Genomic DNA, 15,344 nt, shown 5'->3' on the forward strand with positions numbered 1-15,344 from the left:
CTTATGAAGGGCAGGAAAAATGCTGAAGTGCTCAAAAGTTCAGCATGGAAGCGATAGATCATAGCAGCGTGATGCGGCGTGGTCACTGGCAAATAATGCTGCACTGCACTTGCTTGGAATCATGGGCTGTTTTCCGAAGAATACTTTGCCTCTTTGTAAATTCCCGTCTAATGTCATATGAAATAGGAGATGCGCCAATGCAATCACGGTCCGCACAATTGACTTCGTCGCGCCACGAAATTACATTAAAAGCATGCAAAATAAATATCTCGCCATCGCTGCGCTGCTGGCCGCAGCCAATGCGGCCGCCGTCAGTCAGGCCGACTACGCGCGCATCATGCCGCCGCCTGGCCTGTACAGCATCGAGGCCGATGCCACGATCATGCACACCCGGCAGCCACTGGGCATACGCACCCAGCGCAGCGGCGCCACCGAAACCAGCACCTACATCGCGCCGGACCAGCAGGTAACGCGCCAGTTGCCGCTGGACCAGCCGGAAACCACCTGCGTGCCGCCGCGCCCCGCCAAAGCCGCGCCGCTGCCCTCGTACATGTTGCCGGCCGTGTGCAAGAACCTGTCCGAAACCGTCAGCGGCGACAGCCTGACGCTGGTGCACCAGTGCCAGACCGGGCGCATGTCGATCGTGTTCCAGCGGCTGGACAGCACGCACTGGCAAGTCAGCCACGCGGCCGAGATCATGGGCGGCGTGCCCAACGTTACTGCGCTCAAACCCATGCTGGAGCAAATGGCGCGGCACGGCGCCAGCGAACAGGAGCGCCAGCAGGCGAAACGGATGCTGGCCGAGCTGCCGCAGCGGCAGGCGGCGCTGGAAGCCCAGCTGGCCAGCATCGGCATGAAGCCAGGCTATACCAATCAAGTCGCCATGCGCGATACCAGCGTCCAGCGCTGGACCCGCATTGCCGATCAATGCCAACCCCGATAGAAAACAATCCCCATGAAGATGCGCGATCCCGCCGGCCATCCCCAGCGCTACGAATTCCATCTCGGCCGCGACGTCGAGAGCGAAACCAACTGGGAACAAATTCTCGCGGCGCTGCCGCCGTATAACCAGGCCTACCGCACGGCCAGCCGCTATGTCGGCGACCAGGAACATGTGCACCTCATGTACGGCATCGGCGCCAGCCTGGACGAGATCATCGCCACCCTGCAGCTGCGCACGCCGCGCATGCTGGCCGACATGGCCTATGTGCGCGCCTATGAGGGCGGCGAATGGTCCGATGCCAGCCCGCTGGACGGCAAGCACCGGCGCACCTTTGCTTACATCACGCTGGCCATGCTGTTGCTGCCGGAGCCGGAGTTGATGGAAATGATCCGTCAGATGACTTCATCCTACAAGGATTGCCAGAGCTATCTGTACGACCTGATGCTGCTGGCCGTCAATCCGCGCCACAAGGTGCAAAAGAAATACAAGTCCGATAAATACCAGAAGATATGGTTGGACCCGGTAGTGCGCGTACTGGCCTTGCCGCCGCAGCAGCGGCCGGCCGCCATGGCCAAGCACATGCAGCAGTGGACACGCATCATGCGCCCGTTCGGCTGGAAGCCCAACCTCAAGGACATGCCCGACAGCGACCGCTGGTTCCGCCATTTCGCGTTTGAAGTCGCGCTCGCGTGTGCGCTGTACGACATCGATGACAGCGCCTTCAACACGCATCCCTATTACCCGCGCGATCTGGTGGACTACTACCGCGCCCACATCCGCAGCACGCGCGACGGCTGGCGCGGCGAGTATGTGGGCGCCGGCGTCGAAGTGATCGCACCACCGCCGCCGGTCAAGGCCGACCTGGCCAACAGCAAGCGCAAAAACCTGGCGCGCTGGGTGGAATTGGCGGCCGATGGCGACATCGGCGCCACCGACAGCGTGCTGGAAATCACCGGCAAACTGCGCAAGGTGCGGGATCCGGAAGAACTGTTGTCCGCCCTGTTCGACAACGACATCGCCGTGCACGCCGATATCAAGGACGACGACTCACTGGAATCCCAGATCAGCAGCCTGAACGAAGCGCGCGGCCTGCCGCCATTTGAAGGACCGCTCGCGCCGCCGCAAGGGCCGGCGCGCTGCGAGGCCATGCTGCACACCTGGGAGGAAGAAAGCCCCGCACGCGGCTACAGCGTGGTCCAGATCGACCTGCAGGACGATGCCTGGCACGCCGTGCTGGTGCGCAGCATCTACCGCGACGAACTGCTTGAACTGTCCGAAGCGCTGGAAATCCCGCTGCTGGTGTCACTTAAGACTTGAAGCGCGCCTCGATACGACGGTCCGGCAGGAACCACAGGATGGCCACCAGCACATAGAGGATGAACGACAGCCACACGTGGAGGAAGGCGGCCGGCACCGCCAGCAAATACATCACCGCCGAAGCGATTCCCTTGCGCTCCTTGGTCAGTGCCATGGTGACGACCGCGTCGCTCGGGTTGCAGACGATCAGCGCCTTCTCCAGCATCGTATAGGCGATGGCGGACATGAACAGCATGGCGCCATACAGCGCCACCGGCAGCGGCGCGAACTGGTTCTCGCCCATCCAGCCGGTGGTGAACGGCACCAGCGACAGCCAGAACAGCAAATGCAGATTCGCCCACAGCACGCGGCCATCCACCACCGTCGACGCATGCAGGAGGTGGTGATGGTTGTTCCAGAAGATACCCACGTAGATAAAGCTCAGCACATAGCTGCAAAACACCGGCAACAGTTCCTGCAGCGCAGCGAAATCCGCCCCATGCGGCACCTTCAATTCCAGCACCATGATCGTAATAATGATCGCGATCACGCCATCGCTGAATGCTTCCAACCGTCCCTTGCCCATCGACACTCCAACAAAAATATTTAGCTTACTTATCCAGTTTTTCCAGCGGCAGCGAGGTGAAGCCGCTCTTGATACATTGGCCCACCGCCTCGCGCGATCCCTTGACCTCGCAGGCGTCAAGGAGGCTGCGGACTTGCGGCACGACCTCGGGCTTCTGGAACGGCAGGTAGACTGCATCTTTCAAGGCTGCCATGCAGGACTCGGCGACGTAGCTGCCCTTGGTAAAAGGCTTGTAGCCCGGCAGCCTGTCCGCCATGACCGCCCACGGTTTCATCTCATCCTTTGGGAAAATATCTCGCTACTCACGGATTTCAGGTTCGGTCAGCTGGGCCAGCAGCAGCAGCGACTCCTGCCAGCCGAGGTAGCACGCTTCCACCGGGATCACGGCCGGGATGCCTTCCTGGACCACTTTCATCTCCACCCCGCAAAACACTTCGCGCAGCGTGACGGTGGTTTGCATCTGGCCCGGTAGGTTGGGATCGTCGAACTGCGCGGTGTAGCGCAGTGTCTGGCCGGGCACCAGCTCCAGGTATTCGCCGCCGAACGAATGGCTGCCGCCGGTGGTGAGATTGGTGAAGCGCATGCGGTACTTGCCGCCCACCCTGGCGTCCATTTCGTGCACCTTGCCGACGAAGCCGTGCGGCGGCAGCCATTTGGCCAGCGCGTCCGGATCAAGGAACGCCCGGTACACCCGGTCCGCCGTGGCCTTGAGCACGCGTTGCAATTGTACGGTATTGGTAGTCATGATCGATTCCCTCAAAAGAAGTCAGAGGACAGCCCTCTACAGCCTACGACGAGCGAGGCTACCGGAAATCGACACGCGGCGCTACCTGATTTCCACTTCCAGCGCCTGCTCGTCCAGCGTCAGGTTACGGCCCAGCATTTTCGCGCTGTAATTCAGCGGCAGGCCCAGATCGCGCGGTCCGGCTTCGGCCAGCCAGGCGCGCAGGCGCTGGCTGTCGGCCACCACCTGCTCCGCCTGCGACGTCCAGGCGCGACGATTGAGGGCGCCGGTCACGCCGTCGGTGCAGGCCAGCCGCTCCAGCTCACGCGCGGCTTCCTCGCGGTGCGCCAGCAGGATGGCCACCATCGACATCACCACCGTGACATTGGCGGCCAACGCAAACAGCAGGTTGGCCGGATGCGGCGCAAAGAAATTCGGAAACAGTTCGGTATAAAACGCGCCCAGCACGCCGCACGCGGCGGTCACCGCCATCTGCACCAGCAGCGACGTCACCAGCAGCCAGCGCCACCATCGCCAGCTGCAAGGTCAGCAGGCCGTTGGCCCAGCCGATGCGGAACGGATAGCTGTCGAAGCCGGCGCAGTAGCCGGCCGCCGTCACCAGGCCGGACGACAGCAGCAACACCCAGCCCAACGCCTGCAGGCTGATGCCGAGCTACGCCCGGCGCGCGGCAAGGTTGACCTTGCCCATTACCGCCAGCAACGCCACGGCCATGGTCAGCATGGCTGAACGTCATGGCGATGAGCAGGGAAGTGACGTCGATATGCATGGAGGAGGAAAATTTGTGTGCGCAGGGAAAGAGTATAGCAAGCCCGCGTGGGCTACACTCTGGTCTGACATCACCTCAAGATTGGGAAGGAAGCATGGAAAACTACGCGGAACTGCTGCAAACACTGACGCAGCAGGAAGAAGAATTGCAATTTACCGCCTTCAGCAGCGATACCGCGCTGACGCTGGGACTGAAAATCGTCGAGCTGGCGAAGGCCAAGCAGAAGATCATCACGGTCAACATCACCGTCAACGACAAGGTGCTGTTCCACCATGCGATGCAGGGCGCGGCGGCAGACCAGGCCGACTGGATACGGCGCAAGAACAACGTGGTCGCGCGCTTCGGCCGCTGCTCGTTCTACATCGGCATCGACCACAAGCACCGCGGCGTGGCGTTTGACGAAATCAAATACCTGGACCCGCAGGACTACGCGGCCAACGGCGGCGCCTTCCCGATCACCATCAAGGGCACCGGCATGATCGGCACCGTCACCGTCTCCGGCCTGCGCCAGGCGGAAGACCACGCGCTGGCCGTCGAAGCCCTGCGCGCCGTGCTGGCCTGATCAGTAGTGCGGCGGGCGCTCGTGCGGGAGCTGGCCGCCGCTGCCCCCTTGCGCGCTTTCGCGCACGCGCTGGACCAGCAGGCCGCATAGCTGTTCCAGCTTGTCGATCTGCTGCTGTTGCTCGTAGACGCGCTGGTTCAGCGTCTCCACCACGTGTTCCTGGTGCGCCAGCTTGATTTCCAGTTCGATGAAGCGGTCTTCGGTGTTCATGGTTGTTCCTTGTCGGGTTTCGGGGTGGCCAGCAGTTCCTTCATGCGCGCCAGGCGTTCCTTTGGCGTGATCACTTCGGTTTCCAGCGGCACGGCGGTCCCCTCGTCCAGTTTCATTTCCTTGATAAAGCGCGACGGGTCGCAGTGCACCTGCTCGCCCGCGCGCTTGCGCTTCTTGCACCAGGTGATCTGCAAGGTGCGCTGCGCGCGCGTGATGCCGACGTACATCAGGCGCCGCTCTTCCTGCACCCGCGCCGCGATCGATTCGGCCGGCGCGTCGGCGTCGCCCTTGTGCGGCAGGATGCCTTCCTCGACGCCGACCAAGAACACGTGCGGATACTCCAGTCCCTTCGACGCGTGCAGGGTCGACATGCGCACCGCGTCCGGATCCTCGTCCTGCCCTTCCAGCATCGACATCAGCGCCACCATCTGCGTCAGCTCCAGCACGTTCTTCTCTTCGCCGTCGCGGTCCTTGCCGCCCCGGCCGCGATCCTTCAGCCAGTTGACGAACTCCAGCACGTTCTGCCACTTGCTCTGCGCCGCGCGCTCGTCGAACATATCGTATAAATAGTTTTCGTAGCTGATCGCTTCCAGCAGGTCATCCAGCACCTGCGCCGCGTTGTCGCCGCTGCCGCTCGGTCCCGGCCGGCTGGCGCGCGCTTCCAGGTTGTTGATGAAGTTGCAGAAGTCGCGCAGCGGATTCAGCTGGCGATCGGGCAGCAGGCCCTCGATGCCGCCCTTGAACACCGCCTCGAATAGCGAACACTGCCACTGTCCCGAGAAGGTGCCCAGCGTTTCCATGGTCGACTGGCCGACACCGCGGCGCGGCGTGGTCACCGCGCGGATGAAGGCCGGATCGTCGTCGGTGTTCGCCAGCAGCCGCAGATAGCTGATGATGTCCTTGATCTCGGCCTTGTCGAAGAACGACTGGCCGCCGGAAATCGTGTACGGAATACGCTCTTTGCGCAACGCCTGCTCGATGATGCGTGCCTGGTGGTTGCCGCGATACAGGATCGCATAATCCGACCACTTGTTCTTGCGCTGGAAATGGTCGGCCGAAATCATGATCGCCACCTGCTCGGCTTCCTGGTCGTCGTTGGCCATCGCCAGCACGTTGATCGGCTCGCCCAGGCCGTGCTCGGACCACAGCGACTTCTCGAACAGCTTGGGATTGTTGCCGATCACCGCATTGGCCGCCTGCAGGATGCGCGTGGTGGAGCGGTAGTTCTGCTCCAGCTTGATCACTTCCAGGTTGGGGAAATCGGTCTGCAGCGTTTTCAGATTTTCCACCGAGGCGCCGCGCCAGGCGTAGATCGCCTGGTCATCGTCGCCCACGGCGGTGAACATCGGCTTCTTGCCGACGCCGGTCACCATCAGCTTGACCAGCTCGTACTGGCAGGTGTTGGTGTCCTGGTACTCGTCCATCAGCAGGTAGCGCAGGCGGCGCTGCCACTTGTCGCGCACCGGGTCATTGTTGCGGAACAGTTCCACCGGCAGGCGGATCAAATCGTCGAAATCCACCGCCTGGTAGGCCGACAGCGTGGCCACGTAGCTGGCGTAGATGCGCGCCGACTGCGCCTCGTCCTCGTCCTTGGCCTGGTTCAGCGCGATCTGCGGGTCGACCAGGCCGTTCTTCCACAGCGAGATGTCGGTCTGGATGCGGCGCACCGCCTGCTTGTCGGTGGTGATCGCCAGATCCTGGATCAGCGAGCCGCAATCGTCGCTGTCCATGATGGAGAAGCGGTCCTTGAGGCCGACGCCGTTGGCTTCCTGGCGCAGGATCTTCACGCCCAGCGAGTGGAAGGTCGACACCGTCAGCTGCTTGGCCTGCTTGGGCTGCTTGAGCAGCTTGGCGATCCGCTCCTGCATCTCCAGCGCCGCCTTGTTGGTGAAGGTCAGCGCGGCGATGGTGCGCGGATCGTAGCCGCGGTCCTCGATCAGGTGGGCGATTTTCTGCGTGATCACGCGGGTTTTGCCCGAGCCGGCGCCCGCCAGCACCAGGCACGGACCATCCAGGTAGGTAACAGCCTGGCTCTGCGGCAAGTTAAGGCCGAATACGGGAACTTTGGTGGACATGGAGTGAGGGCTAGGAAAACGGGAGAACAGCCCCACATTGTATCAGTCGCCGCGGCCGCCACTGATATGCCGCATGTAGGGTTGCTGACAATGCGCTAACATGCGGACATGGGGCCACCGCCTAACCTTATTCTGGTTGCAATCATGAAATTTGAACACTTAATCGAAGTAAACGACCCGCTCAACCCGCTGATCGACGCCCTGACCGTCCAGCAAGTCTGGCGCGGCCTGGTGCTGCGCGCCGAATCGCCGAAGCTGTTCGTGCCGCACCTGGACGAATCCATCATCGACGAGCGCACCGACAACAGTTTCCGCCGCCGCCTGCGCTACGGCGAGCTGGTGGTGGAAGACCGCGTCGAGCTGGAACCGATGCGCCAGGTGCGCTACCGCGTGGCGGCGCAGCAGGACATCGCCGAGTCCAGTTTGACCATGACCATCGAGACGCCGAGCGAGAACGCGCTGTTCGTGCGCTTCCAGTACGAGGACAGCCATGACGCCGCCACCGATGCGGCCAACGCCATGTACGACGAGTTCCGCCGTTCGGCCTACGTCGAGTCGGACATCGACACCATCGGCATGCTGCGCAACCTGGCGCAGGAAGGCCGGCTGGACGCGCTGCTGAACTAATCGGCGACGGCCGCGCGTCCCCACACCTGCGCCATGCGCAGCGGCGGGACGTGCAGCGCGGCCACCTGCGCGTTGGTCAATACCTCCCGGATGGTATGCAGTTCGCTGCGCGTGTCGCGCTGCAGGAATACGTCCAGCGGCGCGCCGCGCGGTCCCAGCACCGATTCCACATGCGGCGTGGTCGACTGCAAGCCGCGCCGCGCCACCACGCCCACCTCGCCGTTGATCAGCCGCACCCAGGTGCCGATCGGATAGATGCCCAGTTCGCGTATCACCAGCGACACCAGGTTGGTGTCGAGCGTGGTGCGCGCTTCCAGCAGCATGTCGCGCAGCGCGCCGTTCGGCGTCATCACCGGCCGGTAGCGGCGCTCGGACACGCGGGCGCAATAGCGGTCGGCCAGCGCCACCAGCTTGGACAACAGCGGAATCTGCGCGCCGACCTTGCCGTGCGGGTAGCCGGTGCCGTCCTCGTTTTCGTGGTGGTGCAGCACGCAGCTCAGCCACGCCTCGTCGTTGACGCCGGCGGCGCGCAGCAGCTGCACGCTCAGTTCGGGATGGGCCAGCATGCGGGCGCGGTCGTCCGCATTCAGCGGCGCGCTGCTGTCATGCCAGCGCTGGTGATGCGCCAGCATGCCGGTGTTCATGGTCAGCGCGGCCAGCGTGACGGTCATGACGTCGTTGCGCGAACGTTGGCGCGCGCGCGCCAGCAGCACCGCGATCACCGCTGTATTGACGCTGTGGCGCGCCGCATACGGCGCCTGCTGCTGGTTGTGCAGCACGCTGGCGGTGGCGATGTCGGCGTTCAGGTCCACGGCGGCGTGGACCAGCAGGGCGATATCGTCCAGCTTGCGGCAGAAATCGGCCGGCGCGACGCCCTGCGACACCGCTTGCAGCAGGGTGTGCAATTCGAGATATGCCGCGTTCAGCTTGCGCAGCACGGATGGCGGTTCCGGCGGCGCCTCGGGCGGCACGCCGTCTTCAAACACGCCGCGCTCGACCAGATACGCGATCTGGTTGGCGCTGGCGATCATATGTCCCTTGCGAACCAGCAAAGCGCCATTTTCACCGTAGACATCCCACGGCAGCAGCATGCCCAGTTTCAAATCGGCCGCTGTGACTTTGCGTATGTTCATTAAGCTGATAAAGATGCTATCGATCCGGCAGCATACGGCTTTTCAGGGGCGCGTGTGTAAAATTTTTGTATCTTTGATTTAACAATAACAATCAAGGCGCAGGTGTGCAATCGACGCAAGGACAGTCATGCACCGGCTCATGTTGCAGATGGTGCGCCAGATCGCGCAGCGCGCTGCGCACGCCTTCCTCCACCACCGGATGGTAGAACGGCATGTCCAGCATGGCGTCCACCGTCAGCCCGGCCTGCACTGCCCAGGACAACAGATGGCCGATGTTTTCCGCGCGCGGGCCGATCATCTCGGCGCCGAGGAAGCGGCCGCTCTGGTATTCCGCATAGACGCGCAGCATGCCCTTGTTTTGCAGCATCACGCGGCTGCGCCCCTGGTTCACGAACGACACCTTGCCGACCGCAAAGCGGCCCGCGTGTGTAATACAAAGCTCGCTGTAGCTGGCGCCCATGGTGGCGATTTGCGGCTCGGTGAACGAGATCGCCAGCGGCGTGCGGCGCAGGCCGGGCTGAACGTCCGGAAAGCGCGCCGCGTTCTCGCCGGCGATGCGGCCATGGTCGGCCGCCTCGGGCAGTTGCGGACGGTCGTTGTTGGCGTCGCCGGCGATGAAGATGGCGCTATCCCCGCATTGCATCGTCTGCGGATTGAACAGCGGAATGCCATGGTGGTCGCGCTGCAGGCCGGTGTTTTCCAGTCCGAGATGATGCACATTCGGCCGCCGGCCGATGGCCGCCAGCAGATAGCTGAAATGCTCGGTCTGCTGGTCGCCATTGGTGTCCTCGCTGGTGACGGCCAGGCCGTCGCCTTGCTGCTCCACCTTGACCACCCTGGTTTTGAAGCGCACGTCCAGTTCGTCCAGCATGGCGCTGCGGGCCACATCCAGCACTTCCGGATCGCTCAACTGGGCGACGCTGCCGCCACGGCCGAAAATGGTCACGCGCACGCCCAGGCGGTGCAGCGACTGCCCCAGTTCCAGCCCGATCACGCCGGTGCCGGCCACCGCCACCGATTCCGGCAGGTCGTCCCAATCGAACACGGCGTCGCTGTGGATCACGCGCGGACCGGCCGCGCGCCATTCGTCCGGCACGATCGGCGTCGAGCCGGTGGCGATGACGAAACGCTCGGCCTCGACCACCGTGTGGTCGTCGATTTGCAGCCGGGTCGGGCCGAGGAAGCGGGCATGGCCGTGCAGCTTGTCCTCGGCCGGATAAGCGTCCACGCTCTCGACCACGAAACCGACAAAGCGGTCGCGTTCGCTGCGCACGCGCGCCATCACCGCCTTGCCGTCAATGCGCACCTCGCCCGCGTGCACGCCGAAGTCGGCGGCGGTATGCAGCGTGTGGGCCGCGTCGGCCGCCGAAATCAGCAGCTTGCTCGGCATGCAGCCGACCCGCGCGCAGGTGGTGCCATAGACATTGCTTTCGATCAGGATAGCCTGCTTGCCGCCGGCCTTGGCGGCGCGATAGCCGGTCATGCCGGCCGTGCCTGCGCCGATCACGGCGACTTCAGTGCGTAGGATTTTCATGGGAAGAAGTCTACTCCGAACTGCCAATCGTGTTTTACTTTGTGGCAAAACGGTATTAGTATGGCTTATCGTTTTCAAATTTTATAAGCTTGCCTTATGGACAATCTGGATTATCGGGCGTTGGCCGTGCTGGATGCTGTAGTCAGCCAGGGCAGCTTTGAAAAGGCGGCTTTGGCGCTCGGCATCAGTCAATCGGCCGTATCCCAGCGCATCAAGGCGCTGGAGGATGCGGCCGGGCGTCTGCTGATCGTGCGCGGCCAGCCGGCCATGCCGACCGGGCTGGGCCAGCGGCTGGTGTCCCATCACCGCAACGTCAAGCTGATGGAAGCAGCGCTGGATATCGATCTGGGCAACCAGGTCAGCATGCCGGAGATTGCGCTGGCGGTGGACGCGGCCAGCCTGGCGACGTGGTTCCCGCTGAGTCTGCAGCCGCTGTTGTCGCCGCCGCGCTGCCAGTTGAACGTGCAACTGGCAAGCACCGAGCATGCGCTGCATCTGGTGCGCGAAGGCAGCGTGTTCGGTTGCGTGGCGGCCGGGGCGGCCGAGCCGCAGGCCAACGGTCCGCAGGTGACGCCGCTGGGCCATATGCGCTACGTCTGCGTGGCCACCAAGGGGTTTGCCAACCACTGGTTCGGCGACGGCTTCCTGATCGAGGCGGCGCAGCTGGCGCCGGCCGTGGTCAGCGACCGCGACATGATGGATGGCTTCGTGCACCAGGCGACCGGCCTGCGCGGCGCCTATCCGCGCCACACGCTGCCGCTGTCGGCGGCCACCAGCGAGTGCGTGTTCGGCGGCCTGGCGTATGGCCTGATGCCGCAGCCGGAAGTGGCGGCGGCGCTGGCCGACGAGCGGCTGGTGGATCTGGCGCCCGGCCAGCATGTCGACGTGGCGCTCAACTGGTACGCCTGGAACCTGGACACGCCGTTCACCCGCGCGCTGTCCGAACAAATCGTGACGACCGCCCGGCGCTACCTGCTGCCTGCTTAAATATCCAGCGGATCGACTTCCAGCGACCACTTCACGCGGCTCTTCATTTCCTTGAGAGTGAGCATCCACTCCTTCAGAAACGCCTGCAGCGCCGGCCTTGACGGTGATTCCACAAGTAGCTGCGCGCGGTCGACGTTGTACACCCGCGTCATGGTCATCGGGATCGGATCGTTGATGGTGATGCCCGGATGCTCCATGCAATCGCGGGCCATGGTCAGGAATTCGATCGCCGTGGCCAGCTCGCGCGCCTCGGCCCGCAGCAGCGCCTGGAACAGATAGGGCGGCAAGGCGGCCTGCTCGCGCTCCTCCAGCAGCGCCGTGGCGAAGTGGTCGTAATCGTGGTGCACCACCGCGCCGTACAGCGGATGCTGCGGATAGCGCGTCTGGATCAGCACCTCGCTGGGAATGCCGGCCCGTCCGGCGCGGCCGGCCACCTGCATCAACTGCGCGAACAGCCGCTCGCTGGCGCGGTAGTCCTGCGAGAACAGCGCCGTGTCCGGATTCATGATGCCCACCAGCGTCAGCTTCTTGAAGTCATGCCCCTTGGCGACCATCTGCGTGCCGATCAGGATATCCACCTCACCGCGGTGCACGGTGTCGAAGGCCTCCTGCGCGCTGCCCTTCTTGCGCGTGGAATCGGCGTCGATGCGCAGGATGCGCGCCTCCGGGAACATGGCCTGCAAGCCTTCTTCCACGCGCTGCGTGCCGCGTCCCAGCGGTTGCAGGTCGACGTTGCCGCAGGTCGGGCAATGACGCGGGATGCGCATCTCCAGGCTGCAATGGTGGCAGCGCAGCCGATGTTCCGGACGATGCAGCACCATAAACGAGGTGCAGCGCGTGCATTCGCTGACCCAGCCGCACGATTCGCAGCAGATCACCGGCGCATAGCCGCGCCGGTTCAGGAACAGCAGCGACTGCTCGCCGCGCTCCAGGCGCTGCTTGATGGCCGCCACCAGCCGCGACGTCAGGCCGTCGGACGGCTTGTCGCGCTCCATGTCGACCAGCTTGACCGTCGGCAGCACGGCGTTCTGCACCGCCCGCTCGCGCAGCTCCAGCTTGCGGTAGCGGCCGGACTGGGCGTGATGCCAGCTTTCCAGCGACGGCGTGGCCGATCCCAGCACGATCGGAATCTGCAGCTGCCAGGCCCGCCACACGGCCAGGTCGCGCGCCGAATAGCGCAGGCCTTCCTGCTGCTTGTACGAGGGATCGTGCTCCTCGTCGATGATGATCAGCTTCAGATGCGGCAACGACGACAGGATCGCCAGCCGCGTGCCCAGCACGATGCGCGCCTTGCCCTGATGCGCGGCCAGCCAGTGCAGCATGCGCTCGCCTTCGGACAGGCTGCTGTGCAGCGTAGCCAGCATCACGCCGGGGAAGCGCGCACGGATATTGCCTTCCAGCTGGGGCGTCAGGTTGATCTCCGGCACCAGGATCAGGATCTGCGCCTCCTGCTCGCGCGCCAGCACCTGGGCGCAGGCTTGCAGGTAGACCTCGGTCTTGCCGCTGCCGGTGACGCCGTACAGCAAGGTCGGCTTGAAGCCCTGCTGGCCGCCGATGGCGTCCGCCGCCGCCTGCTGCGAGGCGTTCAGCACCGGCATGTCGACCGGCGCCGGATCGTGCGCCGGCTCCACCTTGGCCAGCTTTTTCAGCGCCCGGTCCAGCGCCACCGTGGTCAGCACGCGCAAATTCTTCGGCAGGCCCGGCAGCGCCACCTCGCCCAGCGGACGCTGGTAGTAATCGGCGGCAAAGCCGGCCAGCGCCAGCCACTGCGCCGACAGCGGCGACAGCTGGCTGCGCACGGCCAGCGCGTCTTTGAGCTTGTCGGCCGGCACATCGGTCTGGTCGGCCACGCCGACGATCAGTCCCACCACCTCGCGCCGCGCGAAGGACACCAGCGCCAGCTGGCCGATTTGCGGCCGCTCGGCCGGATCGCACTCCCAGCGATAGTCGAACACCGCATTAAGCGGCGTATCAATGGCGATTTGCAGGTAGCAGAGGCGTGGATTATTCATGCTGCACCTTGCAAAAAACCGGGTGCTGTATGTATCCACAGTTTCTGTGGATAACTTTGTGGACAATGGAATCTTAATCCCCGGAAAGCATAGACATCCAAGTTGGTATCGTCGTAAACCGGGCAAAAATTCAAAATTTTTTCTCTTTAAAATCAGTTACTTGGAAAACGCTTCCTAGAGGAAGAAAAATCGCCGTCGTTTCTGCTCAGCTGTGCATAAGTGAAGTATTTAGGATGCTTTTTGCACCGAAATCAAGCACTTTTTTGCGCTTATCCACTGGTTTGCAGTGCACAACCGTTCCAAATTTTATCCTTATGCTCACACCAAGCTTTGTGTCCTGATAACTAGCTTGGCAAGCCTGCTATTTTTGCCTAAAAATCGTGCAACGCAACATGAATCTCAGGTCAAACAGCAATATTATGGCTAAGTCACGGTTTACTAAGTCATTTTATTTCTTGTCCACAGTTTTTGTGGATAACTTTGTGGAAAATGAAGAAATAAACCAGATCAACCTTCAGCAGAGTGTTTACGGCTTGCTAAACATTGCTCTATGAGCCACAAAATTTATCTTTAAAAATCAACAAGTTGGCGCATGCTCCGGGGCTAGCTGAAATACACTGCCTGTTATTTCCGCAGCAAAAAAAATTGTGCATAAGTCGGTCTGCACAGACCGTTCGCACCAATGAAAAAGGGCACGTTTCTGCCGAAACGTGCCCCGATATGGACGTCAATCAGCCTGCGCGCTGCGCCTTGCTGTAGGTATGCACCGCTTCCACCATGGCCGCCACGTTTTCCGGCGGGGTGAACTGCGAAATACCGTGGCCCAGGTTGAACACGTGGCCGCTGCCGCTGACGCCCGGCTTGCCGAAGGCATCCAGCACCTTGTGGACTTCAGCGGTGATCTGGTCCGGGCTGGCGAACAGGATGGCCGGGTCCAGGTTGCCTTGCAGGGCGACCTTGTGGCCGACCTTGTGGCGCGCCTGGGTCAGGTTGGCGGTCCAGTCCAGCCCCAGCGCATCGGCGCCGATGTCGGCGATTTCCTCGATCCAGTGGCCGCCGCCCTTGGTGAACACGATGGCCGGGATTTTGACGCCGTCCTTTTCGCGTTTCAGCAGCGCCACCACCTGGCGCATGTATTTCAGCGAGAACTCCTGGTAAGCGCCGTCGGCCAGGGCGCCGCCCCACGAGTCGAAGATCATCACGGCTTGCGCGCCGGCGTCGATCTGGGCGTTCAGGTACTCGGCCACCGCCTTGGCGTTGGTGTCCAGGATGAAGCGCATCAGGTCAGGACGGTTGTACAGCATCTTCTTGATGTTGTGGAACTCGCGCGAGCCTTCGCCCTCGACCATGTAGCAGGCCAGCGTCCATGGGCTGCCGGAGAAGCCGATCAGCGGCACGCGGCCATTGAGCTCGGTGCGGATCTGGGTCACGGCCTTGAATACATAGTCCAGCGAACCCGGTTCCGGCTGGCGCAGGGCCAGCACGTCGGCTTCGGTTTTCAGCGGACGCTCGAATTTCGGGCCTTCGCCTTCGACGAAGTGCAGGCCCAGGCCCATCGCGTCCGGCACCGTCAGGATGTCGGAGAACAGGATGGCGGCGTCCAGCGGGAAGCGGTCCAGCGGCTGGATCGTCACTTCGGTGGCGTAGTCCGGATTGGTGGCCAGGCCCATGAAGGAGCCGGCCTTGGCGCGGGTGGCGCGGTATTCAGGCAGATACCTTCCCGCCTGACGCATCAGCCACACAGGGGTGTATTCGGTCGGCTGGCGCAGCAACGCGCGCAGGAAGGTGTCGTTCTTCAGCGGAGCAAATTGTGGCATGGAAGGCAATCAAAGACATTCAAAGCGGCTATTATCGCATCCCGCGCCGC

At 63.0% G+C, this 15,344-nt stretch carries 15 protein-coding genes; 5 read left to right on the forward strand and 10 right to left on the reverse strand.

Translation table 11 applies throughout. The annotated features are described in order from the left end of the window. The first annotated feature begins 253 nt into the window (after nt 1-253). The gene (locus tag GJ695_RS13200; protein ID WP_154365423.1) at nt 254-943 is read left to right on the forward strand and encodes a hypothetical protein; all 690 of its coding nucleotides are present in this window, start codon (nt 254-256) and stop codon (nt 941-943) included. Nucleotides 944-955: 12 nt separating this feature from the next. Next, complete coding sequence (locus GJ695_RS13205) at nt 956-2,260, forward strand: DUF6630 family protein (RefSeq protein WP_229260486.1); 1,305 nt, start codon at nt 956-958, stop codon at nt 2,258-2,260. Here GJ695_RS13205 and GJ695_RS13210 read toward each other — a convergent pair. The 4 genes from GJ695_RS13210 to GJ695_RS13225 all read right to left on the reverse strand — a co-directional run bounded on the left by GJ695_RS13210 (nt 2,250) and on the right by GJ695_RS13225 (nt 4,062). Continuing rightward, complete coding sequence (locus GJ695_RS13210; protein ID WP_154365425.1) at nt 2,250-2,825, reverse strand: TMEM175 family protein; 576 nt, start codon at nt 2,823-2,825, stop codon at nt 2,250-2,252. The genes GJ695_RS13205 and GJ695_RS13210 overlap by 11 nt on opposite strands. Nucleotides 2,826-2,850: 25 nt before the next feature. Further along, the gene (locus GJ695_RS13215; RefSeq protein WP_154365427.1) at nt 2,851-3,099 is read right to left on the reverse strand and encodes a hypothetical protein; all 249 of its coding nucleotides are present in this window, start codon (nt 3,097-3,099) and stop codon (nt 2,851-2,853) included. Between the two features lie 24 nt (nt 3,100-3,123). After that, on the reverse strand, nt 3,124-3,570 hold the full coding sequence (locus GJ695_RS13220) for an SRPBCC family protein (RefSeq protein WP_154365430.1): 447 nt from the start codon (nt 3,568-3,570) through the stop codon (nt 3,124-3,126). Between the two features lie 81 nt (nt 3,571-3,651). Next, complete coding sequence (locus GJ695_RS13225) at nt 3,652-4,062, reverse strand: GGDEF domain-containing protein (protein WP_154365432.1); 411 nt, start codon at nt 4,060-4,062, stop codon at nt 3,652-3,654. Nucleotides 4,063-4,431: 369 nt separating this feature from the next. On the opposite strand from GJ695_RS13225, the gene GJ695_RS13230 reads away from it, so the two are divergent. Then, nucleotides 4,432-4,899, forward strand: a complete 468-nt coding sequence (locus GJ695_RS13230) for a heme-degrading domain-containing protein (protein WP_154365433.1) — start codon at nt 4,432-4,434, stop codon at nt 4,897-4,899. On the opposite strand, the gene GJ695_RS13235 is transcribed toward GJ695_RS13230, so the two are convergent. Together GJ695_RS13235 and GJ695_RS13240 are read right to left on the reverse strand one after the other, a co-directional pair. Beyond that, the gene (locus GJ695_RS13235) at nt 4,900-5,109 is read right to left on the reverse strand and encodes a SlyX family protein (protein ID WP_154365434.1); all 210 of its coding nucleotides are present in this window, start codon (nt 5,107-5,109) and stop codon (nt 4,900-4,902) included. It lies immediately after the preceding gene. Next, complete coding sequence (locus tag GJ695_RS13240) at nt 5,106-7,184, reverse strand: UvrD-helicase domain-containing protein (RefSeq protein WP_154365436.1); 2,079 nt, start codon at nt 7,182-7,184, stop codon at nt 5,106-5,108. Before GJ695_RS13240 ends, GJ695_RS13235 begins: the two co-directional genes overlap by 4 nt. Nucleotides 7,185-7,328: 144 nt before the next feature. On the opposite strand from GJ695_RS13240, the gene GJ695_RS13245 reads away from it, so the two are divergent. Next, nucleotides 7,329-7,811, forward strand: coding sequence for an SRPBCC family protein (locus GJ695_RS13245; protein WP_154365438.1), 483 nt, complete (start codon nt 7,329-7,331; stop codon nt 7,809-7,811). Here GJ695_RS13245 and GJ695_RS13250 read toward each other — a convergent pair. Further along, nucleotides 7,808-8,944 carry an HD-GYP domain-containing protein gene (locus tag GJ695_RS13250; RefSeq protein ID WP_154365440.1) on the reverse strand — a complete coding sequence of 379 codons (1,137 nt, stop codon included), beginning with the start codon at nt 8,942-8,944 and terminating at the stop codon, nt 7,808-7,810. The two genes, GJ695_RS13245 and GJ695_RS13250, sit on opposite strands and share 4 nt — an antisense overlap. A gap of 91 nt (nt 8,945-9,035) precedes the next feature. After that, a complete protein-coding gene (locus tag GJ695_RS13255; RefSeq protein ID WP_154365442.1) occupies nt 9,036-10,478 on the reverse strand; it encodes a dihydrolipoyl dehydrogenase in 1,443 nt (480 codons plus the stop codon). Between the two features lie 96 nt (nt 10,479-10,574). Here GJ695_RS13255 and GJ695_RS13260 point away from each other — a divergent pair, with 96 nt between their 5' ends. Beyond that, nucleotides 10,575-11,465: an ArgP/LysG family DNA-binding transcriptional regulator gene (locus tag GJ695_RS13260; RefSeq protein ID WP_154365444.1), complete on the forward strand. Its 891-nt coding sequence runs from the start codon at nt 10,575-10,577 to the stop codon at nt 11,463-11,465. Here GJ695_RS13260 and GJ695_RS13265 read toward each other — a convergent pair. Next, nucleotides 11,462-13,477: a primosomal protein N' gene (locus GJ695_RS13265; protein WP_154365446.1), complete on the reverse strand. Its 2,016-nt coding sequence runs from the start codon at nt 13,475-13,477 to the stop codon at nt 11,462-11,464. The two genes, GJ695_RS13260 and GJ695_RS13265, sit on opposite strands and share 4 nt — an antisense overlap. A 731-nt stretch (nt 13,478-14,208) precedes the next feature. Then, nucleotides 14,209-15,294: a uroporphyrinogen decarboxylase gene (gene hemE / locus GJ695_RS13270; protein WP_154365448.1), complete on the reverse strand. Its 1,086-nt coding sequence runs from the start codon at nt 15,292-15,294 to the stop codon at nt 14,209-14,211. Between the last annotated feature and the right edge of the window lie 50 nt (nt 15,295-15,344).

It is taken from the genome of Duganella alba (genome assembly GCF_009674495.1).
GTDB classification, from domain to species: Bacteria; Pseudomonadota; Gammaproteobacteria; order Burkholderiales; family Burkholderiaceae_D; genus Rugamonas; species Rugamonas alba.